This is a genomic window from Pseudolabrys sp. Root1462 (assembly GCF_001426945.1).
Lineage (GTDB): Bacteria > Pseudomonadota > Alphaproteobacteria > Rhizobiales > Xanthobacteraceae > Pseudolabrys.
Genome location: NZ_LMFS01000001.1, coordinates 2708559 through 2731877, shown reverse-complemented (window position 1 = coordinate 2731877; position 23319 = coordinate 2708559). Strand labels below are relative to the sequence as shown.

Annotated in this window: 25 protein-coding genes; 11 read left to right on the top strand and 14 right to left on the bottom strand. The window is 63.5% G+C overall.

Going from position 1 to position 23319, the window contains the following annotated elements; all coding sequences use genetic code 11:
• Nucleotides 1–2: 2 nt before the first annotated feature.
• The 7 genes from mdoH to ASD45_RS13170 form a co-directional block, all read right to left on the bottom strand.
• Nucleotides 3–2138, bottom strand: coding sequence for a glucans biosynthesis glucosyltransferase MdoH (mdoH, locus tag ASD45_RS13200; protein ID WP_056911901.1), 2136 nt, complete (start codon nt 2136–2138; stop codon nt 3–5).
• Nucleotides 2126–3514: a glucan biosynthesis protein G gene (locus tag ASD45_RS13195; RefSeq protein ID WP_244485460.1), complete on the bottom strand. Its 1389-nt coding sequence runs from the start codon at nt 3512–3514 to the stop codon at nt 2126–2128. The genes mdoH and ASD45_RS13195 overlap by 13 nt, the downstream gene beginning before the upstream one ends.
• Before the next feature lie 298 nt (nt 3515–3812).
• Nucleotides 3813–4574 (bottom strand): ABC transporter permease, encoded by a 762-nt coding sequence (locus tag ASD45_RS13190; RefSeq protein ID WP_056911899.1) that lies wholly within the window; start codon nt 4572–4574, stop codon nt 3813–3815.
• Complete coding sequence (locus ASD45_RS13185) at nt 4571–5524, bottom strand: ABC transporter ATP-binding protein (RefSeq protein ID WP_056911898.1); 954 nt, start codon at nt 5522–5524, stop codon at nt 4571–4573. The genes ASD45_RS13190 and ASD45_RS13185 overlap by 4 nt, the downstream gene beginning before the upstream one ends.
• Nucleotides 5525–5612: 88 nt before the next feature.
• Complete coding sequence (locus tag ASD45_RS13180; RefSeq protein WP_056911897.1) at nt 5613–6272, bottom strand: haloacid dehalogenase type II; 660 nt, start codon at nt 6270–6272, stop codon at nt 5613–5615.
• Between the two features lie 61 nt (nt 6273–6333).
• Nucleotides 6334–7569, bottom strand: coding sequence for an NAD(P)/FAD-dependent oxidoreductase (locus ASD45_RS13175; RefSeq protein WP_056911896.1), 1236 nt, complete (start codon nt 7567–7569; stop codon nt 6334–6336).
• 72 nt (nt 7570–7641) lie between these two features.
• Complete coding sequence (locus ASD45_RS13170) at nt 7642–8244, bottom strand: superoxide dismutase (protein ID WP_056912771.1); 603 nt, start codon at nt 8242–8244, stop codon at nt 7642–7644.
• 334 nt (nt 8245–8578) lie between these two features.
• Here ASD45_RS13170 and ASD45_RS13165 point away from each other — a divergent pair, with 334 nt between their 5' ends.
• The 3 genes from ASD45_RS13165 (at nt 8579) to ASD45_RS13155 (ending at nt 11189) form a co-directional block, all read left to right on the top strand.
• Nucleotides 8579–9604 carry a hypothetical protein gene (locus tag ASD45_RS13165; protein WP_056911895.1) on the top strand — a complete coding sequence of 342 codons (1026 nt, stop codon included), beginning with the start codon at nt 8579–8581 and terminating at the stop codon, nt 9602–9604.
• Between the two features lie 290 nt (nt 9605–9894).
• Nucleotides 9895–10314, top strand: coding sequence for a MucR family transcriptional regulator (locus ASD45_RS13160; RefSeq protein ID WP_056911894.1), 420 nt, complete (start codon nt 9895–9897; stop codon nt 10312–10314).
• A gap of 338 nt (nt 10315–10652) precedes the next feature.
• Nucleotides 10653–11189 carry a DUF6456 domain-containing protein gene (locus ASD45_RS13155; RefSeq protein WP_348271227.1) on the top strand — a complete coding sequence of 179 codons (537 nt, stop codon included), beginning with the start codon at nt 10653–10655 and terminating at the stop codon, nt 11187–11189.
• 5 nt (nt 11190–11194) lie between these two features.
• On the opposite strand, the gene ASD45_RS13150 is transcribed toward ASD45_RS13155, so the two are convergent.
• From ASD45_RS13150 to ASD45_RS23500, 3 genes are all read right to left on the bottom strand, one after another.
• Entirely contained in the window at nt 11195–11620 is a 426-nt protein-coding gene (locus ASD45_RS13150; RefSeq protein ID WP_056911893.1) for a SufE family protein, read from the bottom strand.
• A 144-nt stretch (nt 11621–11764) separates the two neighbouring features.
• Complete coding sequence (locus ASD45_RS13145; RefSeq protein WP_082540820.1) at nt 11765–12211, bottom strand: DUF5330 domain-containing protein; 447 nt, start codon at nt 12209–12211, stop codon at nt 11765–11767.
• A gap of 100 nt (nt 12212–12311) precedes the next feature.
• A complete protein-coding gene (locus tag ASD45_RS23500; protein ID WP_156380836.1) occupies nt 12312–12524 on the bottom strand; it encodes a hypothetical protein in 213 nt (70 codons plus the stop codon).
• A 193-nt stretch (nt 12525–12717) separates the two neighbouring features.
• Here ASD45_RS23500 and ASD45_RS13140 point away from each other — a divergent pair, with 193 nt between their 5' ends.
• The 3 genes from ASD45_RS13140 to ASD45_RS13130 are packed head-to-tail and all read left to right on the top strand — an operon-like array spanning nt 12718 to nt 15642.
• A complete protein-coding gene (locus ASD45_RS13140; RefSeq protein ID WP_156380943.1) occupies nt 12718–14463 on the top strand; it encodes a PAS domain-containing sensor histidine kinase in 1746 nt (581 codons plus the stop codon).
• Nucleotides 14456–15241: a peptidoglycan-binding domain-containing protein gene (locus ASD45_RS13135; protein ID WP_056911890.1), complete on the top strand. Its 786-nt coding sequence runs from the start codon at nt 14456–14458 to the stop codon at nt 15239–15241. The genes ASD45_RS13140 and ASD45_RS13135 overlap by 8 nt, the downstream gene beginning before the upstream one ends.
• Nucleotides 15242–15291: 50 nt before the next feature.
• Complete coding sequence (locus ASD45_RS13130) at nt 15292–15642, top strand: DUF1491 family protein (RefSeq protein WP_056911889.1); 351 nt, start codon at nt 15292–15294, stop codon at nt 15640–15642.
• A 1-nt stretch (nt 15643) separates the two neighbouring features.
• Here ASD45_RS13130 and ASD45_RS13125 read toward each other — a convergent pair whose 3' ends face one another.
• Nucleotides 15644–16567 (bottom strand): hypothetical protein, encoded by a 924-nt coding sequence (locus ASD45_RS13125; RefSeq protein WP_156380835.1) that lies wholly within the window; start codon nt 16565–16567, stop codon nt 15644–15646.
• A 201-nt stretch (nt 16568–16768) separates the two neighbouring features.
• Between ASD45_RS13125 and ASD45_RS13120 the strand changes: the two genes are divergently transcribed.
• Nucleotides 16769–16954, top strand: a complete 186-nt coding sequence (locus ASD45_RS13120; RefSeq protein ID WP_056911887.1) for a hypothetical protein — start codon at nt 16769–16771, stop codon at nt 16952–16954.
• 20 nt (nt 16955–16974) lie between these two features.
• The gene (locus ASD45_RS13115; protein ID WP_156380834.1) at nt 16975–17742 is read left to right on the top strand and encodes a hypothetical protein; all 768 of its coding nucleotides are present in this window, start codon (nt 16975–16977) and stop codon (nt 17740–17742) included.
• Here ASD45_RS13115 and ASD45_RS13110 read toward each other — a convergent pair whose 3' ends face one another.
• From ASD45_RS13110 to ASD45_RS13100, 3 genes are all read right to left on the bottom strand, one after another.
• Entirely contained in the window at nt 17743–18309 is a 567-nt protein-coding gene (locus ASD45_RS13110) for a DUF1254 domain-containing protein (RefSeq protein ID WP_056912769.1), read from the bottom strand.
• A complete protein-coding gene (locus ASD45_RS13105) occupies nt 18306–18884 on the bottom strand; it encodes a DUF1214 domain-containing protein (protein ID WP_056911885.1) in 579 nt (192 codons plus the stop codon). Before ASD45_RS13105 ends, ASD45_RS13110 begins: the two co-directional genes overlap by 4 nt.
• Nucleotides 18885–18973: 89 nt before the next feature.
• Nucleotides 18974–21241: a penicillin-binding protein 1A gene (locus ASD45_RS13100; protein WP_056911884.1), complete on the bottom strand. Its 2268-nt coding sequence runs from the start codon at nt 21239–21241 to the stop codon at nt 18974–18976.
• A gap of 251 nt (nt 21242–21492) precedes the next feature.
• Here ASD45_RS13100 and ASD45_RS13095 point away from each other — a divergent pair, with 251 nt between their 5' ends.
• The 3 genes from ASD45_RS13095 (at nt 21493) to ASD45_RS13085 (ending at nt 23238) form a co-directional block, all read left to right on the top strand.
• A complete protein-coding gene (locus tag ASD45_RS13095) occupies nt 21493–21993 on the top strand; it encodes a YcgN family cysteine cluster protein (RefSeq protein ID WP_056911883.1) in 501 nt (166 codons plus the stop codon).
• Nucleotides 21994–22042: 49 nt separating this feature from the next.
• Complete coding sequence (locus ASD45_RS23090; protein ID WP_082540818.1) at nt 22043–22276, top strand: methionyl-tRNA formyltransferase; 234 nt, start codon at nt 22043–22045, stop codon at nt 22274–22276.
• Between the two features lie 395 nt (nt 22277–22671).
• Nucleotides 22672–23238 carry a hypothetical protein gene (locus tag ASD45_RS13085; protein WP_056911881.1) on the top strand — a complete coding sequence of 189 codons (567 nt, stop codon included), beginning with the start codon at nt 22672–22674 and terminating at the stop codon, nt 23236–23238.
• The last annotated feature ends 81 nt before the right edge of the window (nt 23239–23319 follow it).

Sequence of the window (23319 nt, the reverse complement as noted above, 5' to 3'; positions counted from 1 at the left end):
GCTTAAGAGCGCGCCAGGGCTACCAGCGCGCGGAAGGCCTCGGGGTCTGACATCACCGAGCGCTTTTCGCGGGTGCTGAGCAGCTTCAGCGCCTGGTCGATGCTATCGAACTCGTCGAGCCTTGCACGGGCGATAACGAGGTCTCTATCGACGTCGCCGGGGGCGTGAGCGGGTGGCGGCGCAAGCTGGCTTAGATGTGCTTGTGTGACCTCGCCATGGTCGGTGAGGGCGTCTCTGAGCGCCACGTCGCCACCGACGAGTTCGTTGCCAAGTTCGTTGGCCCGGGTCAACACCGCGGGCGGGATGCGCCCTTCCGGCACGACCAGTAGGCTCTTCAGGCCTCTCTTGGCGGTCAGAGCGGCGAGCGGCATCGACAGCGACAGGCCGACGGTGACCGGCGTCATCCACAGAAACAGCGAGAATGACACCGCGTAAGCCGCCGTGGCCAGCAGCAGACCGACCAGTGTCAGCGGTCCATAGCGGCGCAGCAGTTCGGAGAAGGGCAGGGAGCCATCGTCGCGCCGCTGCACGTTCCAGCCGGCATCGCGCCCGGCGAGTACGCTGAGCACGGCCATGGACTGGAATATCATCATTGACGGCGCGATCAGCGCGGACAGCAGGATTTCCACGATCGTGCTGGCGATCATTCTGAAACCACCGCCAAAGCCGTGTCGTTCGGCGCCGGTGAACAGCGCCGCGATCAGCGCCATGAACTTCGGCGCGATCAGCATCGCCATTGTCGCGCCGAACACGTAGGCCGCGCGGATCGGATCTTCTTCCGGCCACACCGGAAACAGCGTGAACCCCTTGGCAAAATATTCCGGGCGGATGAAGTGCGCCTGCAATGAGATCAGGATGCCGACGATCAGAAACACGAACCAAAGCGGCGCGGTAATATAGGCGCCGATGCCGATGAGAAAATGCAGCCGCGAGATGAAATGCAGGCCGCGCGCTGGCAGAATTTTCAGATGCTGCAAATTGCCCTGGCACCAGCGCCGGTCGCGCGCCGCGAATTCGGTGATCGACGGCGGCGTTTCCTCGTAGCTGCCGCGCAGGCTCGGCGCCATCATGATGGCCCAGCCGCCGCGGCGCATCAGCGCCGCTTCGACAAAGTCGTGGCTGAGGATGTGGCCGCCGAACGGCTTGCGGCCGCGTAATTCCGGCAGGCCGGCATGCGCCGCGAAGGCTTTGACGCGGATCGCGGCATTGTGGCCCCAGTAGTTACTCTCGGTGCCGAACCACCAGGCGATGCCGCGCGCCAGCATGGGGCCGTAGAGCCTGCCGGCGAACTGCTGCAAGCGTGCAAACACCGTGCCGCCATTGACGATGATCGGCAGGGTTTGCACCAGGCCTACATCGGGATGCTGCTCGATGGCCGCGGCGAGGCGCACCACGGCGTCGCCGGTCATGAGACTGTCTGCGTCGAGGATGACCATGCTGTCGTAGTGGCCGCCGAAGCGCGTCACCCAGTCACCGATATTGCCGGCCTTGCGCGCGACGTTGTCTCGGCGGTGCCGGTAGAAGATGCGCCGGCTGCCGGTTCGTTCGATCAGCGCCAGATATTGTTTCTCTTCGTTCAGCCAGGTTGCCGGATCCGTGGTGTCGCTGAGCACGAAGACGTCGAAGCTGTCGAGCCGTCCGGTATCGGCGACCGACTCGTAGGTCGCCTGCAGCCGCGCGAACAGGCGCCCGGGCTCTTCATTGTAGGTCGGTACCAGCAAAGCGTGCCGGTTGCGCAAGTTCGGCAGCGGCGCGTTCGGGTCGATGCCGAGTGTGCGATCGTATCCGGACAGCGTCAGGACGAAGCCGACCGCGGCGTTGGCAAAGGAAAACGCGATCCAGGCGAACAGAATCACGAACAGCACCAGCACCGTACCTTCGAGCACGGTCAGCGACGACACCGACAGCACCAGATACATCTGCTCGGCGGCGAAGGCCGTCATAGCGATGGTGGCGAGCACAATGAAGGCGCGGCGCCAACTGAGTCTGCGGGGCCGCAAGGCCTGGAGCGAACGGGGTTGCCGCGGCGCGTGCAGCGGTTGGCCCGGCATCTCGACGCGCGCTTCCGGTGGCAGGAAGCGCGGCGGCTCGCCGGCCGGAGCGGCGCGCGCCCGGCCTGCCTGCGCTACGGCGTCCATCGGTAGACCCAGGCTTCCGACAGCGGCTCATCGTTCTGCATGAGGCGCGCCCGCAATTCGACGACGGTCTCGTTGCCGGGCTCCAGATTGAACGACAGGCGCCAGCCGCCGGTCTGCGGATTGGGCTGCGTGACGACGTTCAATATCTTGCCGACGTTGGCGGTGACCTCGCCGCGCACCGCTTCCGGCTTGACGTCCTTGAGCTTGGGGCCGGCGATGTCGCAGACGAACAGTCGGTGTGTGTCGTCGGCGGCGCCGCTCATCGTCTTGACGAAGCGGGCGAGGCCCTCGCCCGCTTTGCCTTCGCCCCAGTGCAGGCGATAGGTGTAGTTGTACTCGCCTTTGGCCTTGAGAGGATCCTTCGGGCGCCAGAACGCGACGATATTATCGTGGATCTCGGTCTTGGTCGGAATCTCGATCAGCCGCACCTCGCCGGAGCCCCAGTCGCCGATCGGTTCGGCGCGCAAGCTCGGCCGCGTTTCGAAATGCGACTCCAGATCCTCATAGGCAGCAAAGTCGCGCTGGCGCTGCAGCAGGCCGAAATTGCGGGGATTGTTGTCGTAGAAGCTGGAGATCTGCAGGTCTTTCGGATTGGTGAGCACGCGCCAAAGCACTTCTCCGCGTCCGTTATGCATGGCGAGCCCGTCGGAATCGTGCACCGCCGGCCGGAAGTCGTCGATGTCGGCTCGGTCATTGGCGTCGAAGAAGAACATGCTGGTCATCGGAGCGATGCCCGGCTCGGCGATGTCGGCGCGCGGATAGAGCGCCATCTCTACGTCGTAGATGGTCGTCTCGCCCGGGCGGATCGTGAAACGATAGGCTGCCGCCGCGCTCTTGGAATCGAGCAGCGCGTGGACGACGATCGAGCTGGTGCCGTGCTGCGGCTTCTCGATCCAGAACGTCTTGAAGGTGGGAAACTCCTCGCCCTTCGGATCGGCGGTGTTGATTGCCAGCCCGCGCGCCGAAAGGCCGTAGGTCTCGCCCTTGGCGACGGCGCGGAAATAGCTGGCGCCGAGGAAGACGCCGACCTCGTCGTAATAATCCGGCCGGTTGATCGGCGCATGGATGCGGAATCCACCAAAGCCGAGATCGTTACCGGGATCCGGGGGCTTCACGTCCTCGAAGGTGAAAAGGTCAGGCGAGTAGACAATGGCGCTGGCCTTGCCATCGGCGACTTCGAAGAGATCGACGCGGCTGGAATAGAAGAAGCCGCGATGGAACAGCTGCAGCTGGAAGGGTAGCTTGTCGCCGCGCCAGATGGCGCGATCCGGTTTGAAGCGAATCTTGCGATAGTGGTCGTAGTCGATGTCCTTCAGGCTGCTGGGCAGCTTCTGGTCGGGCGCCTGGAACGGCTTCTGCGCCATTTCCTTGGCCATCTGTCGCACGCTTGACGGATCGAACGGCACGGGCGGCCGTTGCGGCACGGCTGCCGCCGCCGGCTGGGGCGCGCCGATCACGGCGCGCTGAAATGGCGTCGCGACCACTGCCGCGGCGATGGCCGTAGACGCCAGAAACTGCCGACGATTCACGAAATGGTCTCTCCCGAACGCGGAACGCCGCCGGGGCGGCGTTTCAGGCACAATTGCGCACGGACAATGCCGGGATGAGGCTAGAGTTCCATCGATACTGCGGCGCAATATCGAATGCGCCGCATGTGACCAGTGGCTGCTTCTGCTACTTTTTCAGGCGATAGCCGGTGCGGAAGATCCACCAGATTACCACCAGGCAGAGGACGAGGAACGCCACCGTCATGGCGAGGCTGACCGCAGGGCTCACGTCGGATATTTCGAAGAAGCTCCAGCGGAAGCCACTGACGAGATAAACGACCGGGTTGAACAGCGCGACCTTCTGCCAGAACGGCGGCAGCACGTGCGTCGAATAGAACGTGCCGCCGAGGAAGGTCAGCGGCGTCAGGATCAGAAGCGGAATGATCTGAAGCTGCTCGAAGCCGTCGGCCCAGATGCCGATGATGAAGCCGAACAGGCTGAAGGTGATCGCGGTCAGCACCAGGAAGCCGAGCATCCATAGCGGATGCTCGATGTGCAGGGGCACGAACAGCCAGGACGTGGCAAGGATGATCAGGCCGAGAATGACCGACTTGGTCGCCGCCGCGCCGACATAGCCGCAGGCGATCTCGAACGACGATACCGGCGCCGACAGCAATTCGTAGATGGTGCCGGTGAAGCGCGGGAAGTAGATGCCGAATGAGGCATTCATCGTGCTCTGCGTCAGCAGCATCAGCATGATGAGACCGGGTACGATGAAGGCGCCATAAGCGACGCCCTCGATCTCGGTGATGCGCGAGCCGATCGCCGCGCCGAACACGACGAAATAAAGCGAGGTCGAAATAACCGGCGAGACGATGCTCTGCCAGATGGTGCGCAAGGTGCGCGCCATTTCGAACTTGTAGATCGAGACGATGGCGCGGCCGTTCATGACTGCGCTCCCGTGGCGGCGCGCTCATTGTCGCTGACAAGGCCGATGAAGATTTCCTCGAGCGAACTCTGTCTGGTTTCGAGATCGCGCAGGCGGATATCGAGTCGGTTGAGGTCTGCCAAGAGCCGCGTCACGCCGGTGCGTTCGCCCTGTGTATCGTAGGTGAAAGTGAGCTCTTTGCCGCCGTCGGCCAACGTTAAATTGGCAAGGCCGAAGATATCCGGCGGAATCTGCTCCAGCGGTTTCTGCAGATGCAGGACAAGTTGTTTCTTGCCGAGCTTGCTCATCAGTTCGGCCTTGCGCTCTACGAGGATGATCTCGCCCTTGCTGATGACGCCGATGCGGTCGGCCATGTCCTCGGCCTCTTCGATGTAATGCGTCGTCAGAATGATGGTGACGCCCGAGGCGCGCAGGTCACGCACGACCTGCCACATGTCTTTGCGCAGTTCCACGTCGACGCCGGCGGTCGGTTCGTCCAGAAACAGCACCTTCGGTTCGTGCGACAGCGCCTTGGCAATCAGCACGCGGCGCTTCATGCCGCCCGAGAGCGTGCGGATCTTGTTATCCTTCTTGTCCCACAGCGACAGGTCCTTGAGGATCTTCTCGATGTGAGCCGGATTCTTTGGCTTGCCGAACAAACCTCGGCTGAAGCTGACCGTGTCCCAAACCGATTCAAAGGCGTCGGTGGTCAGCTCCTGAGGCACCAGGCCGATCAGGGCGCGGGCGGCGCGATAATCATTGATGATGTCGTGACCGCCGACGGTTACGGTGCCGGTCGATGCGTTGAGAATCCCGCAGATGATGCCGATCAAGGTCGTCTTGCCGGCGCCATTCGGGCCGAGCAGGGCGAAGATCTCACCGCGTTCGATGTCGAGGTTGATCGTCTTCAGCGCCGTGAAGCCGGACGCATAGGTTTTCGACAAATTCTTGATGGAAATGATCGAGGGCATAATGGGTCGCATGGAGGGGAGGGAATTGTTCCGTCCATATAAGGCGACGAAATTGCTCCCGCCACCCCCTCCACGCGGAAAAAGTATTTCAGCCCAGCGCGGTTAACTCCGTCAGGCTGCCTAGAATCTTCTGCGGTGCGAACTCTGGATACTCGTCGGGCATGCCGGCCCGGTTTATCCACAGGCCTCGGAAGCCGACCGACACACTCGCCATGACGTCCCAGCGATTCGACGAGACAAAGGTCACATCGGCCGGCTGACACTGGAATCGGTCGGTGACCAGCGCGTAGACTTCGGGACGCGGCTTGAACATCTTGAGCACATCGACGGACAACACGGCGTCGAGTTCGCCGCGCATTTTGGCGCCATCGACCGCGCCATCGAGCATGTTCGGCGAACCGTTCGATAGGATGCCGGTCTTGTGGCCGGCCGCCTTGAGGGCCTGCAGCGTGGTGCGCGCGTCGGGGAAGGCATCGAGCTCGAAATAGGAGTTCAGTAGGCGTGGCTTCAGAGCCTGGGGAATGCTCGGCACCCGCGCCAGCGCGTAGTCGAGCGCGCGCTCGGTCAGTGTCCAGAATTCGGTGTAGTGGCCGGCCATGGTGAGCGTCCACGAATATTCGAGCTGCTTGGTGCGCCAGATCTCCGACATTCGCGCGATGTCGGGCCCAGCTCCCTTTTCGAAACGGGCGATGCAAGCATGCACGTCGAACAGGGTGCCGTAAGCATCGAAAACGAAAATGGACGGCATCACTTCCTCCGCAATATTTTCTGAGGCGCTTTGGAAAGCACAATGCGGAGGGTGGGGGAAATCACGAATTCCGGCGTGCCGCGATCACGCGGTCGGCGGCTTCGCTGCCGGTGATGAAGGCGCCATGCGCGGTGGAGAAGTCGTGTCGTGAACAGGCTTCGCCGGCGAAGAACAGGCGTTCATTGACCGGCGCAGCAAGTACGGCGCGTTGATCGGCGGCGCCGGGAATGGCGTACGAGTACGAACCGCAGGCAAAGGGATCGACGCCCCATTTGTGGGTGCGTAGCGGTTTGAGGCGGCGCGCGAACTCGGCGCCAAAGAGTCCCGTCAATTCTGAAACGGCGAAGGCGAAGAAGGCGTCATCGCCGCCAGCTTCCAGCTCATGCGCCCAGCGTCCGGCGAAATAGCATTCGATCAACGGCCGGCCGAATGGGCGGAAATGATAATTGCCGGTTGCGGCGCGGTCGGTGCGGCCGAAGACGCGGCTTTCGACTTCGAATTCCTCTGCGTTATCGAGTGCGATGAACAGTTTGTCGTCAAGTCCGAGTGGCAGGCCGCGCGCGGCCTCGGTCTTGTGCGGAAGCGCCGGAAAGAACAGGTCTTCATTTTCGCCGATAATGCTGGTCGGCAGTGTCACGATCGCGCGGTCCGCTTCGATCGTCCCTTTCGGCGTTTCAATCCGGATGTGTCGCCCGCTGTGGTCGACGCGCGTGACCGGACTTTCCAATGCCGTTGCAACTTTATCGGCCGACGCCGCGATCATGGCGCCATAGCCTTCGACCAGGCGCCAGTTCAATTCGGTGTCCTCGTAGCGATCAAGGTCGATGGTCGACATGCGATCGAGCTCGGCGCCCGCAATGTAGGTCATCACAGCATTGAGGAGGCCTGTCCAGCGACCGTCGGCGGGGACCAGTTCGGAGATTGGCCGATCGCGGCCGGTAGCCGCCGATTGCGCGACGTGTTCGAACAGAGCGGCCATCGCGGCGCCGAAGGCCCGCTGCGTTTCCAGCGGCATGACTTTCGTCATGGTGGTGCGGGGCGGCGTCGCCTTGCTGAACAGGCGGCCTTGCGACGTCGCGACAGCAACCCACGGGTTGCAGTCGGCCGAATGCAGCCAGCCACAGCCCATGTCGAGCGCGAACCCGGACGCATCTCGCACAGTGTAAGCGCGTCCGCCGAGCCGCGAACGCGCTTCGACGATGAGGCAATCGATGCGATGCGCTGCGAGCTTGCGCGCGGCCGATATGCCGGCCGCACCGCCGCCGATAACCGCAACTTCAACCTTGGTGTGGCTCATGGTCTTGACCGTTTCGGAAAGGAAAAGGGCGGCGCCTCGATGACGCCGCCCCCTTAATCACACCGCCGTGCCTTACTTGGTGGCGGCTAGATACATTTCTTCAACGTGATCCCAGTTCACCAGGTGATCCATGAAGGCCTTGAGATAGTCGGGACGACGGTTGCGGTAATCGATGTAGTAGGAGTGCTCCCACACGTCGCAGCCGAGGATCGGCGAGGCGCCGTTGACCAGCGGGTTTTCGCCGTTCGGGGTCTTGGAGATGGCGAGCTTGCCGCCCTTCACCTCGATCCAGCACCAGCCCGAGCCGAACTGGGTCGCGCCAGCCTGGGCGAAATCGGTCTTCATCTTTTCGACGCCGCCGAGGTCGGAATCGATCGCGGCCTTGAGCTTGCCCGGGATCTTGTCGCCCCCGCCGTTCGGCTTCATCCACTGCCAGAAGTGGATGTGATTGTAGTGCTGGCCGGCATTGTTGAAGAGGCCGGCGTTCTTGCCGTGCGAGCCCTTCACGATTTCTTCGAGCGACTTGCCTTCCAGGCCCGAGCCTTCCAGCAATTTGTTGCCGTTGTCGACATACGCCTTGTGGTGCTTGTCGTGATGGTATTCGAGCGTCTCGCGCGACATATAGGGTGCGAGCGCATCATAGGCATAAGGCAGCTCGGGCAGCTTGAAAGACATCAGATCCTCCTCGGTCCACAAATTGAACGCGGAATTTCGCCAGCCCCGGGTGGCAACCGGCACATCCCGTTCGAGTTCCTCAGCTTCGTAATTAGGCCCTGCCGGTTCCGGGGGCAACGGCCGGGAACGCTTCATTTGCGCACGCGCTATGCAATGCTCCGGGATGCCTGCTCAACAAAGTTTGCCGTCCCTCTTGCCCTGACCGCCCAAAAAGGCGAGAATTTCTCGTTGGAATAATGGCTTAGCTTCGGAATGGTCTTGTGCCAGGCGTATTTCACGGTTTGAGTGTGGCCCGAAACGTCAGGGTCGCCGGTTTTCGAGGTTCGAATTGAACATGCCGATTCTGCTTTACTGCGTCGGGGCCATCGCCTTCGCGATCGGCGCGGCTGCGATCGGTTATGGGATTCCGATCAACGAATTCAGCTTTGGCAATACGCTGATCGTCGCCGGCGCCGTTGCCGCGATCGGTGGTCTGGTCGTGCTAGCGCTGGGCGTTGTCGTCAGCCGGCTGCAGCAAATGACCGAAGCGCTGGGCCGCGGTGCGCCGATGCGGCTGGGACAAGCAGAGATGCCAGTGCCGATGCGCGCTGCCGTTCAGCCGGCGCAGGGGCGTATGCCATTTCCGCCGAAGCCGGTAGTGCCGCCTCGTCCGGACGCCCCGGCCGCCGAACCGGTTCCGTCGACGGAGCCCAAGCCTCCCGAGCCCAAAGCGGTCGACATCAAGCCGGAGGTTCCGCCGGCGCCGCTGCCGCGCGCCTTCGCCATGCCGCCATTGCCGAAACGGCCGCTGCGAGAACCAGAGCAACTAGCCGCGGCCTCGTCACCTGCTTTGCCTAACCCCGACGAGGACACGCTCGGCGAGCGCGTCGAAGAAGAGCCCAAGCCGGCTCCGGTTGACGAGACGCCGCCCTCGACCGTCACGGCGAGTGAGGAAGCAAAGGAAGTCGATCAGACCGACGCCGAGACGCCGGAAATCGAAGCTGTGGAGGCCCCCGAACCTGCCGAACGGGAGCCGCGTCGGTTTGAGCCGGAGCCGTTCCGTGCCCCGCCGCCATTCAGGCCGTCGGAGCGCTTCAGGCCGGCCGCGCCGGCGAAGAGCGAGACAGGGACGTTCGACGCGATGTGGCCTGCCGCTGACAAGCCGGCGGAGCCTGTGGCTGAATCGGCTGCCGAGGAGGCGTCGCCCGAAGCCCGTCCGCGCGAAGAAACCCGGGCCGTCGCCATCCTCAAGTCGGGCGTGGTCGACGGCATGGGCTATACGCTCTATGTCGACGGCTCGATCGAGGCCGAACTGCCGCAGGGCACGTTGCGCTTTGCCTCTATCAACGAGCTGCGCGCGCACCTGGAAAAGGGTTCATAGTCCCGCGCCGCCACGGAGTCGGCAATAAATCGGCGGCCCGGTGGCAGCGAAAGCATATAATACTCCCGTATATTCAATAACATCGGCCAATATTCTTGAAGATATTAGGAATTGGCGGTCCTCGTCTTGCACTGCTTGAGGGCGCCTAGTATTCTTCAAATATAAGGCGACGTGCATTTGTTCGATCTGCCGCCTGAGCTTGCGATGCTTCGCAACTCGATCAGGAAAGTTCCCCCAGGCGACCGATCGGGTGGCTGCCGGCACGAAACGTGCGGGGTGAGGAACGGGTGATGAGCGAAACCACCACTTCGGGAAGTTTTATCGAGCTGACGGCGTCGATCGTCTCGGCTTACGTCAGTAACAACAGTGTCGCAGCCGCCGATATTCCGGCCCTGATCAATCAGGTGCATGCCGCGCTCAGTCACGTCTCCGGCAAGGGTGGCGAGGCGCCGAGCGAGCCGCTGAAGCCAGCAGTCGCGGTCAAGAAATCGATCACGCCCGAGTACATCGTCTGTCTGGAAGACGGCAAGAAATTCAAGTCGCTCAAGCGTCATCTGCGCACGCAGTACAACATGACGCCCGAGCAATATCGCGAGAAGTGGAATCTCGGACCCGACTATCCGATGGTGGCGCCGAATTACGCCGCGGCGCGCTCGCAGTTGGCCAAAGAAATGGGCCTCGGCCAGCAGCGCCGACGGCGCGCGAAGTAATTCCGAAGCAATCTGATACCCGTCCGGCTCCGTTGCGTCGGACCGATCACGGTCGCGCCGGCCCGGGATGCCCGGTTGAGCGAAGGAATTTATTGCTTTTACTAAGAAACTGGTCCTTGATAAGGAGCGTTGCGTTTGCTATGGGTATGTTATCCTAGCGAGGGCGCAACGCAATGCAGAACCCATCCCGAAAAACCCATCCATTGCGAACTGGCCGAACGGCCAGTGCGAAGCCAGCCGCCGCGTCGCTGCCTAGCGAAGTCGCGGCCCCAAATACCCCCACCCGGGAGGACCGCAGCCTGCCGAGGCCGGAGATCGGCGCACTGCGGGCGCGTCACTTGGCGCTCAGCGAGCGCCTGGTTGAGCCGGGGAGCGGTGCGCGTCGGATTACGGTGGACGATGCCGAGAGCCCACTGTCCTGGCTCGCCCGGCGGCGCGGTCGTGACGGCCGCATGCTCGTGGCGCCGCACCAGTTTCAGGCTGGCGAGCGGCTGCGCGCCGACTTCACACGCGGCCAGATGATGCCGCGGACGACATCGAATTGGTCGAGTGGCGTTGCCTCGGAACGGCGCGGCCCATCGGGTGCGGCCGATTGCACCGAGGCAACGATCGCGGCGCGCCAGCGCGTCAACGCTGCGCTCGAGACCGTCGGCCCGGAGTTTTCCGGCCTGCTCCTCGACCTCTGCTGCTTTCTGAAGGGGCTCGAGGATATCGAGCGCGACCGCCGCTGGCCGGCGCGTTCGGCCAAGGTGGTGCTGCAACTGGGACTGGACCGGTTGGCGCGGCATTACGGCTATCTTGCCAAAGCGCGCGGCAAAACGCATGCGGCAGTACGCACGTGGCTGGCGGAAGATGCCAGCTTTCGCGTCGAATGAACGGATCAGGCGTTGGCTTGCGCGGCGGCGGCTTCGGCGCGAATGCGCTCGACCATCGACCGCAGGCCGTTCGAGCGCTGCGGCGTCAGGTTCTCGCGTAAGCCAATGCGATCAAACAACGCCAGTGCATCGGTCGCGAGAATGTCACGCGCGCTCTTGCCGGAATATAGAGCGATGAGGATGGCAACAAGGCCGCGCACGATGTGGGCATCGCTGTCGCCGCGGAACGTCAGAACGGGGCTCGGGCCGGTGCGATCGATATGGCTCGTCAGCCAGACCTGACTGGCGCAGCCTTGCACCTTGTTGGCTTCGGTGTGGTCGGTTTCCGGCATGGTCGGCAACTCGCGGCCGAGTTCGATCACATAGCGATAGCGATCGTCCCACTCATCGAGGAGCGTGAAGTTCTCAACGATTTCGTCGATGCTGGTCATCGCTCGCGGTCACACCGGTCTCTTGGGGTCGCGCACGACCCGCAGGACTTCCTGTGACCCGTATATAGGCTTGCGCTGCCAATCGCCAAATGTCTGGCTTCGCGGCCGGCAGCTTGTCGACGGATACGCCGCGGCCGCGAGCGATCAGACCGAGGATCGGCCCGCCCGGGCTTCACGGCGCGGGGGCAGCGGCACCGGCGCATGATAGGCCGGCTTGAGATCGGCCGGGGTCAGGGTGCCCTTGGCGGGATTGTCCTTGACCGAGCCGGTCGCGGAAACGCCGATGGTGCGGGCCGGCTCCTCGGTCGGAGCAGGCTTGCTGTCGGTGAGCTTGGTACTGACGAATTCGAAGATGGTGCGGGCGCCGGCTTCGGCACGATGGCCGATCACGGTCGCGACCTTGCCGCCGACGACGCAGGCATCCGGATTGCGATCGCAGAAGCCGCGCATGTCGGACACCGCAGCGCCTGCCAGCGTCACCGCCTGAACCGCATTGATCTGCACATCAGGCGCGGCCGCCTTCTCGCCGCTACCCGGCAGAAGCACACATACGACCGTCAGCCAGAAGGCCATCCGAAGTAGGAAGAACATGACCCACCCATTATCGTCCCCGACGGCTTTTTCGCCGCCTTGTATTCAAATCTAGCAGACACCCTTGAACCTGTCGTTCGCAATGAAACTCGCATTTGGGCTAAACTTGAAGCGAATTTGGCGCAAATTCGATGAGAATTTTAAATGCCGGCAATTGACTAAAATTGTATCGATCATGCGTGGATGCTGATGCCAGCGGAAACCGATGACATTCGCTCATGGTTACTGCTGCGGTAACGATTTCATCGTCCGATCGGGCCACCGGCCATGCGGCAAGAGAAATTTCACCATGACCGGCAAATGGCGGCTCCATCGGGGGTTGTTTCCGCGCCGCTGCCACGTTCCACCGGCGCCCCCTTAGCTTTCGCTTAAGTGACCGCGCCCTAATGTCCGCACCTGAATAAGGGGCGCGTCTTGTCGGCGTGAATGGGACGGTGAGTTTTCTCACACCACTGTGGCAGTATGTCGACGCCTTGGTGTATCCGGCCGCCCGGCAGGATGCGCTGATGGCGGCCCGTCATCGTGCCTTCATCGCGCCGCGCCTGATCGGCAGCTTTGCGGCTCTTGCCAGCTTTCCCGTATTTGTCGCCGTGCGCGGCGTGCCGAGCGTGCTCGAAGTCGGCGTCTTCGCCTGGCTGGTGGCGCCGATCCTGACCGCATATTTCCTGTCGCGCACTGGCCGCTATGAAGCGGCGCACGTGCTGTCGTCCTTGGCGCTGACCGGGCTTGTCCTTGCCGTCGCTCTCAGCACCGGCGGCATCGCGTCCTTCGCGGCGATTTGGCTCGTCATCGTTCCGCTCGAAGCTTCGCTCTCCGCGTCGCGCCGTGTTGTGGCGCTGGCGTCGATCTTCGCCCTCGTCGCCGCCGGCACGCTGCTGATCGGGAGCGCGTGGGGCCTGCTGCCGCCGCCGGGTTCGACGGTCAACGAACACGGGGCGCTCGCCGCGCTCGGCGTCGTTTCGGCCGCACTCTATGCAACGGGTCTTGCCCTCGGCGCGGAATCGTTGGCCCGAACCAGCGTCTGGCTGCTGTATGCCGAGGAAGACCGTTATCGCCTGCTGGCGCGCAACATGACCGACGTCATCACGCGCCATGGCAAGAACGGCGCGGTGCTGTTTGTCTCGCCGGCCGCCGAATCGTTGTTCGGCGTCAAGCCGGCCGCGCTCGCTGGCCACGGCCTTTTCGATCACGTCCACGTCGCCGATCGCCCGGCTTTTCTCACGGCGTTGGCCGATGCTTCGAGCCATGGTGAGGATCGCTCGGTCGAATTCCGCATTCGCCGCGGTGACGACGGTCCCCATGGCGGCAGCTTCGTGTGGGTGGAAATGCGGTGCCGGCCCCTGAACGAAGCGAACACCCGAGCGGCGACGGGCGAAAGCGAAGTCGTCGCCGTGTTGCGCGATATCAGCGAACGCAAAACGCACGAGCAGGCTATCGAGGTTGCGCGCGCCGAGCAGGAGCGCGCCAGCCTGTCGAAGAGCCGCTTCCTTGCCACCATGAGCCACGAGCTGCGCACGCCGCTCAACGCGATCATCGGCTTCTCTGAGATGCTGACCAAAGAGAATCTTGTGGTTCAACCGGAGCGGCGGCTGGAATATGCACGGCTGATCAATGAATCAGGTCATCATCTTCTGTCGGTCGTGAACGGCATTCTCGACATGTCGAAGATGGAGACCGGCAACTTCGAAATCACGCCGGAGCCGTTTGCCCCGGCGCCGGTCATCACCGGTTGCTGCGATCTTCTGGCGCTGAAGGCGCGCGACGCCGGCGTCGAGATCAAGAGCCGCGTACAAGACGATCTGCCGGAAATCGTCGGCGACCGCCGCGCCTTCAATCAGATCCTGATCAATCTGATGTCGAACGCCATCAAGTTCACGCCGCGCGGCGGCCGCGTCACCGTCAGTGCGCATCGTAATGGCAATAAGATCGATGTTTCCGTTGAAGATACCGGTGTCGGCATCGGCGAAGCCGATCTGCCGCGGCTTGGCGAAGCGTTTTTCCAGGCGCGCGGCACTTATGATCGTCGCCACGACGGGACCGGTCTCGGCCTTTCGATCGTCAAGGGCTTGGTAAAGCTGCATTGCGGCGATATCGATATCCGCAGCCGGCTGGGTGAGGGCACGCGGGTTACCGTGAGCCTGCCGATCGATTGCGAAAGCCACAAGGTGCCGGCCGATCCGATAAGGCTGGTGACGGAGCGGGCCGGCGACCTTGCCGCGGTCGCCAATATTCTGGTGAAGAAAAGTGCCTAAGCGTAAATCCAAAGCAGCCGCCATCGCGATTGAAAGCAACGAAGCCGGTGGGCTCGGGGGATTCATCGTCGCCTATCCGCGTGAGTGCGTCGCCGCCCTTCTTGGGAGCGCGGCGGTGGTGACGATCTTCGTCAACGCGTTGTACCTGCAGAAGGGCCCCCATCCGGCGCCGATCTTCGCCACGAGGCCGGCCGCGATCACTGCGACGCAGAAGCCGGTCGTGCCGGCGGTGCCGTCAGCGGCCTTGTCACCCCAACCGGCTGCGCCAGCGCCGACGCCCGCGCCTCCGCAGGCTCTTGCGCCTTCGCCTTCGACAGGTCAGCCGCTCAATCGCGTCCAGGTCATCGCCGAAATCCAGCGCGAACTGACGCGTCGCGGATATTACGATGGCGTGGCCGATGGTATCTGGGGGGCGAAAACCGATGTCGGCGCCCGCGATTTTGCGCAGGCGGCAGGGCTCAAGGTCGATCCCAACATGCCGGAGGACTTGCTGCGCGCGATGACAGCATCGAAAGTGCCCGCTGTTGCCCCGGTTCCGCAGCCGGCGCGACGCGATCAGATCGCCGAGTTGCTGGCGCCGTCGCCGCGCGTCATGGCGATCCAGCGCGCTCTGGCGGATTTCGGTTACGGTCAAATCAAGCCGACCGGCAGTTTCGACGCGCCGACGCGCGCCGCGATCGAGAAGTTTGAGCGCGACCATCGCATGCCGGTGACAGGGCAGGTTTCGGACCGCTTCTTGCGCGAACTGTCCACAATGGCCGGGCGGCCGCTGGAATAATCTACGGTGCCGGTTGGCTGCAAACGACCGCTCCATGGTAGGAGTGTCCGATGCGGCTGAAATCGAGCATCTGGGTCGCGGCCTACATCCGCCGTTGCAACATCGAGGGTGCCTCCGCGGTGGTGCGCAAGCGCGGCGCCGAAGAAGCGGGCGCCATTTTCATCATCGTCAACCGGCTCGATGGTACAGCGGTGCTTTACGGCCCGGCGCCGCAAGCCGCTTTCGACGACGACATGCCGGCGGATCGCAGTTTCAGCGTCGTTGCCGGGCGTGACGGACCAGTGCCCGAGGCCGACGTCGAGACGCGACTGCAGAAGGAAATGCGCTTCGATCCCGATCTATGGATCGTCGAATCCGAAGATCGAGCCGGACGGCACTTTCTCGACAGTATCGTTGCCTAAGTCAGCGTGCGGATTTTTGGCCCGGGGCAGTCTCACGCGTGTCGGCGCGGCGCGCTTCACGGGCAACCGGGCGGCGGACGGTTCGGGCATCATCCTGATAAACTGTCTCGTGACGCGGTCGGGCGACAAGCGCCGGCGCAAGTTCACGCCAGATCGAAATAATGTGGCTCGCGGCCGCGACTGATATTTCGTCGTACAGAACGGCGAGATTGAAGACGCGCTCGACCGAAATGCCGATGGCCGGGTTGAGGCACAACAGGATGCGCTGGAGCACGGCGCCCTGAATGCCGAGCGCCTTGGCGACAATGACAAGAGGTTCGCCGGATGGATCCTGCACGATGCGGTCCGCCAGTTCGCGGCGAATCCTAAGTACTGTCGCGACGAGTCGCGCGAAATCTGCCTGATGGCGTTTGAGTGCCGCGGTTTCTAACTGTCCGACGATATCCTGCGATACGGACAGTGAACCGGCGTTATCGGCGACCACGTCGAGATTGAGCAGGATCAGCCGCCGCTCATCCTGGTCCGCGCCAAAGAACACCTCGATGAGGTCGTCGTCGCGCTGAGGAGCGACCTCTTCACGGACCGGCTGTCGCGTCCTGATGTCCTCGCCGAATTCAATCGTCGGCAAGGCAAGGCTGGCGCGCGGCGTCTCGCCCGCAGCCTGGAGTTTCCTCACGACAGCTTCCGGCGCCCGCGGGTAGTGTGACAGCGTTGTCGCGACCACCGCGCGTGTCCCTTCGTCGACGGCGTCGATCAGGCCAAGCGCCAGTTCGATATACTGGGTAGTCTCGTCGTTACTATGGGCCGGCTTCTGGACGTAAAGATCGGTAATCACGCGCAGCAGCGTCGGTCGGACATCGACACCGTCGCGGCAGGCGAGGTCCACCAGGCTATCGATTGGAGAAATGGAGGGCTGCTTGCTCATGGTACTCGGGACGAAACCGCACGCAGCGCCACTTTAAGAGGGTCCCGTTAGCAGAGCGTTAACCTTGCGGCCTCTTTAATTGAGAAACCGACCCGGCAGGTCCGTGAGTAGCATGTACCGTTCGTCAAGCGAGGCAGTCAGTTTCAGAAGCGCGTTCATGCTGTAGCGATACCGTGAGGCCGGGACGGAAAGGGGACTGAAATGGGCGAAGTCATCCGTTTTCCCGAAGACGCCGGTCATAGCCGCGGTCGTTATATCGACGCCGCCGCTGAACCTGCCACTGTCATCATTCTTCCGGTGATCCGCATCGATCGTGGTCCGGACGGGCAGGAACCTGATACCGGCAGCAGTTCGGGCCGTCGTCGCCGCCGCCGTCTTGGCCGCTGACGAAGAGAAACGAACTCACGATGCGAGCTTTGACGCGGCCGACGCCGCTATACCTTGCCATCTGCCTCACGCTGTTGCTCGCCGGTTGCGGCGTCAACGGCGATTTCGGCGAAGTCAGTCCGTCGTTGGTGCGCGACGACATCCACGATTGGGTTGGCCGAGACGATGCCAAAGGTCGGCCAATCGCGCCCTCCAGCTTCGAACTCACCGATGACGAGCGCCAGTTGCGCGATCTCGGTTACCCGTTGCTCGAGCCGCCATACAATCGGCAAAAGGCCCATTCAGTTCTCAGCGAATACGGCATGACGCCGTGGATCCTTAAGCAGTCCGCCAACCCGGCCGCCTACTACAACCACATGATGGAGCAAGGGCTGTTTTCCGAACGAGTGCGGTCGCCATCGTCCCGTTATGCCGTGCTGATCGACGACATCCGCAACGACAGCGAGCGGCTGCCGCAATTTTTCTCGACGGCCGGCCGTGTCATCGACATGGACGTGAAGCGCAAGAAAAGCCTCGCTTTCGTACAAGGCCTGACCGGGGCTGAGCGGGCCAACACGATCAATCGCATTCATGAGAACGACCGCGTGATTTCGCTGGTGCGGACCAGCCTCGAGCGCCGCGTCGCCAGCTATCGCTACGCAATGGAGCGGCTGGTAATCTCCTCGCCGTCGCAGGACGCCGTGACCGTCGAGCAGATGCTCAACAAGTTGGCCACCGAGGTCGGGTTCTTCCAGAACCGCACTGCGCCGACCTATCAGCGCGGGCCGAGTCTCGCCTTTCAGCGCTGATCAGCGCGACGCGGCCGTCGGCATCGCTTGCGTCGTGCAACGCGCATTGGCGATCGCCGCTTGCGCCATTGGTAGCAATCCGGGTTCGGGCGCCAGCGCGCGGATCGCAATGAGGCCCGTGACGGTCGGCGATTCGACAATGAGACGATCCGCGGCCGTGACGTCTTCGTCTTCCGGCATTTGGCTCTTCTGCTCCGGCGTCATCAGATCCAGTTCGATGATGCGTCGACCCGCGGCGCGATCGTTGATGGCGTAATAGGCGACATCGTACCGCGTGTAGAACGAAACCGACGTATAGGCGAGGCTGACCGGCACGGTGAGCTTGATCGGACCTTTCGATAGATCGTAACGGCAGACGCCGCCGGCGAAGGCGGGATCCATATAGGGCATCACGGCGCTGGCCGGCTTTGGTTCAGCGAGCGCCGTCACAGTATTTACCGGTGCCTTGTCGATGAGGCGCGCATAGGCGTCCTGCGTCGCGGTGCGCGGCAATAGGATGATGGTGCCGAGGTGAACGACTCCGCCAAGCAGCGCACCGCCGAACAGGAGAAGCATCCAGCGGATCACGGGCATCTCCTGGTCTCGATGCTCGGCATCGGCACCTCGCGCCCCGCCTTCGTGGCGACGCCGACCGCGGTGTCGTACAGCCTCAGCACCAGCGAATAGCGTTCAACCCCGGCGGTCGGCAGCCAGTTACCCGGCGTCGCGCGCGGGGACACGGTAATTTCGAAGCTGCCGTCGGCGCGGCGGACAATCTCCTGGCTGGTGAAACCAAAACGGTCGATCGAATTGGCTACCAGTCCGCCGTCGCGGTTATAGAGAGTCAAAGTCCAGAACCGAGCGGCAGGAGTCACGCCGAACAATACGACGTCGCAGCGGCCGTCGAGCGGCCTGTCATCGTCGTCGGACTGCGCGGTGAAGGAGACGCCGTCGCCGAGGGCGACTGGCAATTCGCCCGTACGGGCGATGGTCGCTCGGGCATAGGGATCGGCATCGGCGGTTCCGGTCTTCGGCCACGCCGTCCAACTGCCGATCGTGAGCGCGCCAAACGCGGCGCCGCGCGTCAGCGCAAAATAGGTGAGCCCGAGCCCGACGGCAGCGGCGACCAGGAGAGCAAATAGCGTTGACGTCAGAAGCCGCACGATCGATCCGCTGGCGGGGAGGGAGACCTGAGTCGCATCGGCTGCACACTACGCCGGCCGCACCGCCCGGGCTATGGCGCAGCCGCTATTCAGTTGCTGGATCCGAAGGCGTGGCCCTCCAGCGCGGAGGCCAGCGCATCGCCGTTTTCGGGCACGCCGGAGGAGTCTATTTCCGAAACCTTGGCACGCTTTTTCGTATCGTCAGAAACTGTCGGGCGAAGCGGGGCCATGGTCCGGCTGGCATCGTCGAGCAGCTTTTCGACGTGCACGAGCGCTTCCGCGCCGCGCTTCGACAACAGAGTCGGCCGGCGCGGGGCCGCCTTGTCGTCTGGCTTGTTCGACCGGGCAGCGACCTCGCGAGCGCGCTCGGGTACGGCCACGCCAGGCAGTTGCTTCAATTCGATGCCCTGATGGGCATATTCCATGATCGTGTGCCAGGTCATCGCCGGCAGCGCGCCGCCCGTCATGCGGTTGGTCGAGGTGTAGTCGTCGTTGCCAAACCAGACGCCGCCGACGAAGTTGCCGGTATAGCCCATGAACCAGGCATCGCGGTAATCGTTGGTGGTGCCGGTCTTGCCGGCCGCCGCAATGCCTTCGAGACGGGCGCGGCGCGCGGTGCCGTTTTCGACGACACTGTTCATCATCTTTATCATGCCGGCGGCGACGTTGGCCGGCAGCGCGCGGCGCGGTTTCGGTCCGTCGCGGTCATAGCGCCAGATCAAATTGCCGTCGCCGGTGCGCACCTCGAGGATGGCATGCGGTTTCACCGCCATGCCGAGGTTGGGAAAGGTTGCATAGGCGCCGACGTGTTCGATCATGGTGACCGCGTCGGCGCCGATCGGCAGCGATGGCGTGTCGGGAAGTGGCGTCGTAATGCCCATGTCGCGCGCCGTCTTGATGATGCGAGAGCGGCCGAGCTTGGCATTGCCATCGCCGACGGCGACGGAGAGCCGTACAGCCACGGTGTTGATCGAATGGGTCAGCGCGGTGATCAGCGTCATCGAGCCACGATAGCCGCCGCCATAGTTGTGCGGGCACCAGTTGCCGAGGCAGATCGGCGCGTCTACCACGATCGATTCCGGCTTGAAGCCGTGTTCGAGCGCTGTGGCATAGACGTAAGGTTTGAATGACGAACCCGGCTGACGCATCGCGTCAGTGGCTCGATTGAACTGGCTGGCGCCGTAGTCGCGGCCGCCGACCATCGCACGGACCGAGCCGTCGACATCCATGATTACCGTATTCGCCTGGCTGGCGTGGTATTCCTGACCATACTGACGGAGCATCGTCTCGACGGCGTTGTCGGCGACGTTTTGGATGCCGGTGTCGAGCGAGGTGCGCACGACGAACACGCGCTCGGTCATCGACTTCGGGAATGTATCGACGAGCTTTTTCATCTCATCGAACGCGTAGTCGAGATAGTAATTCGGTGCTCGGTCCGCCCGGCGGTCGACGGGCGTGGCGGGGTGGCGCCGCGCGCCGAACACCTGACCCTCGGTCATGAACCCGGTGTCGACGAGATTATCGAGAACGACGTTGGCGCGCGCGCGCGCCGCCGGCAGGTTGTTGGCCGGCGAGTACTTGCTCGGCGCCTTGAACAGGCCGGCCAGCATCGCCGCCTCGGCCAGATTGACGTCGCGCGCCGACTTGTTGAAATAGAACTGCGCCGCCGCGTCGACGCCGAAGGCGCCGCCGCCCATATAGGCGCGGTCGAGATACAGCTTCAAAATCTCGTTCTTGGTGAGCCGCGACTCCAGCCACATCGCCAGGAACGCTTCCTTGATCTTGCGATCGATGGTGCGCTCGTTCGACAGGAACAGGTTCTTGGCGAGCTGCTGCGTCAGGGACGAGCCGCCCTGGCGCACGCCGCCGGCCTGGGCGTTTGTGACCAGAGCGCGCAAGGTGCCCGGCACGTCGATGCCGAAATGGTCGTAGAAGCGGCGGTCCTCGGTCGCCAGCACCGCCTTGATCAGGTGATCGGGGAACTGGTCGAGCGGGATCGAATCGTTGTGGCGGATGCCGCGGGTGCCGATCTCGTTGCCGTAGCGGTCAAGAAACGTCACGGCGAGCTCGGACTTCTTCAGCCAGTCGCCGTCCTGCGTCATCTCGAAGGCCGGGGTCGCCAGCGCCAGCATGACGACGCCGCCGGCCAGCCCCAGCGTGGCGCCTTCCGAGGCCAGCTCCGCCGCCCAGCGCCGCCAGCCGGAGACGTGGAAGCGGTCCATGAAGGTGGAAAAGCGCTCGTAGCTCTCGCGCAGCCCGGTGGCCGAGCGGAACACGCTGAAATCCACCCAGGCGTCGAACCCGAGCAGGATGCGCTTGAGCCATTGTCGCCGGGTTTCGGGGGGTAGCTCGTCCAAGGCCAATTCCGCCTTATCTGTCAGATACTTGAGTGTCGCCGCGCGGGCTGGCGGCGGACGCCGCCGGCCGAGCAGGCCAAAGCGGCCCTCAATCTAGTCGATCGGAGCCGTATTCGCTATTCGGGCCGGGCGCTTATTGGTGGAACGGTGAACGGCAATTGGGGAGAAATTGGGGGCGGGGCGCTTTCTGCCGCCGTCGCGGCGGGTGGGGGGTATAAGGGGCCTTCGCGATTCAAAGGCCGCCCCCGACGATGCCCGACACCAAATCCGAGGCCAAGCCGCCGTTCTGGCGCACCAAGAAGCTCTCCGAGATGACGCCCAAGGAGTGGGAGAGCCTGTGCGACGGCTGCGGCCGCTGCTGCCTCAACAAGCTGACCGACGAGGACTCCGGCGAGACGGTCTATACCGACGTCGGCTGCAAGCTGCTCGACGGCGACACCTGCCGCTGCACCGACTACCCGAACCGGCAGAAGAAGGTGCACGACTGCGTGCGGCTGTCGTGGCGCAACATCCGGCGGCTGACCTGGCTGCCGCCGACCTGCGGCTATGTGCTGGTGGCGGCGGGCGAGGACCTGCCGTGGTGGCACCCGCTGATTTCCGGCACGCCGGAGACGGTGCACGAAGCCGGCATCTCGGTGCGCGGCAAGGTGTCGGAGAGCGAAGTCAACGTGCCGGACCGCGACCTCGTCGACTACATTGTGAAGTGGCCGATGCGGTGGCCGAAGGGGTCGAAAGGGGCGAAGAGAAAATAACTAGTACGCGCTGCACTACGTGATTAAGAATTGACACGGGAGAGCTTCAATGGCGCTAATTTCGCATTTCGACGAGAAGCGTCGCGATCGATATACCATTCATGATGAAATTGACGCGACGTACTTTGCATTTGAACGTGATGGACGCTCCTTACTTCAAATTGACACGTTCGGTCGTCGCACTCGTCAGAATCCGGGGCGTCAGAGCCAAACAATTCAACTCGATCGAGAAAGCGCCTTGGCCCTCTACAAAATCCTCCAAGAGACGTTTGCGTTTAAGTGAACGGCCCGAGCGTTGGTCTAGATTATATTCCTTGACAGCGTGACGCTGCTCCGCTAGCTTTCCGGCATCCTCCACAATTGAATCCATGATCTCGGGGTCTTGCCATGACGCCACGGACATCCGTGCGTGCGGCGACGCGCGCCGTCTATTCCACCATGCGAGGACACGAACTGGTGTTGGGTTTGGCGCCGGAGATGGGGCAGGGCGTGCCGCGGAAGGTGGATGGGGTGAGCCCTGATAACCGTTTGGCGCAGCGCCTTGCTTCGGAAGAAAGCGCCCCCACCCCTGACCCCTCCCCACGGCTCGCTGCCGCTCGCGGGGGAGGGGAACGTGCAGAGCAAGGGGCGAGGGGAAAGCAAGCCAGCGAGGGAGGGGAAAAGAAGGAGCCCGACCTCATGACCCGCGTGCGGGCGCTGTATGAAGACACCGCCGTGCCGGTGGCCGAGATCGCGCGGCTCGCCGGCGTCACCGAGCGCACGCTGTACAAATATGCCGCTAAGGGGGCGTGGCGGAAGCGTTATGCCGTCAAGCCGCGCGGCGAGGCGGCGGCTTGCGCCAATCGCGGCCGGCGCTGGCAGCGCGCCGAGGGTCACGCCGCGGCCAAGGGCGCCGGCGGCCGCTTCATCGCGCGCGCCGAGGCGGACCAGCCGGTCGCTCGCGGCATCAAGGCGCTCGATCCCGATGGCGCCGCGCGCGCCGCGATCGCCTGCGCCGCGGCGTCATTGCGTCATGCCAGGGCCCACAGGACTGCCAGGGCGAAAGCCGATGCCGCGCTGGTGTGGGAGGCGCGGCGCCGCGCCATCGATGCGGTGTCGTCGGCCATGGAGGTCTACAACCGCTTCCGCATCACGCGCTCGCGCGCCCGCTCGCCGGCCGAGCGCGCCCACGACGAAGTGATGGAGGCGCTGTTCGTCAGCCAGATCGAGACCGCGGTCGTTGCCCTGAAAGATCTCGAGGATTGAAGCGGCGTTTCGCCGTCGCGGCGCGCGCCGGCGATCGGCATACCACCCGCGCGCGGATACCGCTTGCGATTGCCGTGGCGG

Excerpts from the sequence above, each read along its gene's own strand:
- mdoH (WP_056911901.1), bottom strand. The coding sequence starts at position 2,138 with ATGGACGCCGTAGCGCAGGCAGGCCGGGCGCGCGCCGCTCCGGCCGGC.
- ASD45_RS13195 (WP_244485460.1), bottom strand. The coding sequence starts at position 3,514 with ATGGCCAAGGAAATGGCGCAGAAGCCGTTCCAGGCGCCCGACCAGAAG.
- ASD45_RS13190 (WP_056911899.1), bottom strand. The coding sequence starts at position 4,574 with ATGAACGGCCGCGCCATCGTCTCGATCTACAAGTTCGAAATGGCGCGC.
- ASD45_RS13185 (WP_056911898.1), bottom strand. The coding sequence starts at position 5,524 with ATGCCCTCGATCATTTCCATCAAGAATTTGTCGAAAACCTATGCGTCC.
- ASD45_RS13180 (WP_056911897.1), bottom strand. The coding sequence starts at position 6,272 with ATGCCGTCCATTTTCGTTTTCGATGCTTACGGCACCCTGTTCGACGTG.
- ASD45_RS13175 (WP_056911896.1), bottom strand. The coding sequence starts at position 7,569 with ATGAGCCACACCAAGGTTGAAGTTGCGGTTATCGGCGGCGGTGCGGCC.
- ASD45_RS13170 (WP_056912771.1), bottom strand. The coding sequence starts at position 8,244 with ATGTCTTTCAAGCTGCCCGAGCTGCCTTATGCCTATGATGCGCTCGCA.
- ASD45_RS13165 (WP_056911895.1), top strand. The coding sequence starts at position 8,579 with ATGCCGATTCTGCTTTACTGCGTCGGGGCCATCGCCTTCGCGATCGGC.
- ASD45_RS13160 (WP_056911894.1), top strand. The coding sequence starts at position 9,895 with ATGAGCGAAACCACCACTTCGGGAAGTTTTATCGAGCTGACGGCGTCG.
- ASD45_RS13150 (WP_056911893.1), bottom strand. The coding sequence starts at position 11,620 with ATGACCAGCATCGACGAAATCGTTGAGAACTTCACGCTCCTCGATGAG.
- ASD45_RS13145 (WP_082540820.1), bottom strand. The coding sequence starts at position 12,211 with ATGTTCTTCCTACTTCGGATGGCCTTCTGGCTGACGGTCGTATGTGTG.
- ASD45_RS23500 (WP_156380836.1), bottom strand. The coding sequence starts at position 12,524 with ATGGAGCCGCCATTTGCCGGTCATGGTGAAATTTCTCTTGCCGCATGG.
- ASD45_RS13140 (WP_156380943.1), top strand. The coding sequence starts at position 12,718 with ATGGCGGCCCGTCATCGTGCCTTCATCGCGCCGCGCCTGATCGGCAGC.
- ASD45_RS13130 (WP_056911889.1), top strand. The coding sequence starts at position 15,292 with ATGCGGCTGAAATCGAGCATCTGGGTCGCGGCCTACATCCGCCGTTGC.
- ASD45_RS13125 (WP_156380835.1), bottom strand. The coding sequence starts at position 16,567 with ATGAGCAAGCAGCCCTCCATTTCTCCAATCGATAGCCTGGTGGACCTC.
- ASD45_RS13120 (WP_056911887.1), top strand. The coding sequence starts at position 16,769 with ATGGGCGAAGTCATCCGTTTTCCCGAAGACGCCGGTCATAGCCGCGGT.
- ASD45_RS13115 (WP_156380834.1), top strand. The coding sequence starts at position 16,975 with ATGCGAGCTTTGACGCGGCCGACGCCGCTATACCTTGCCATCTGCCTC.
- ASD45_RS13095 (WP_056911883.1), top strand. The coding sequence starts at position 21,493 with ATGCCCGACACCAAATCCGAGGCCAAGCCGCCGTTCTGGCGCACCAAG.
- ASD45_RS23090 (WP_082540818.1), top strand. The coding sequence starts at position 22,043 with ATGGCGCTAATTTCGCATTTCGACGAGAAGCGTCGCGATCGATATACC.
- ASD45_RS13085 (WP_056911881.1), top strand. The coding sequence starts at position 22,672 with ATGACCCGCGTGCGGGCGCTGTATGAAGACACCGCCGTGCCGGTGGCC.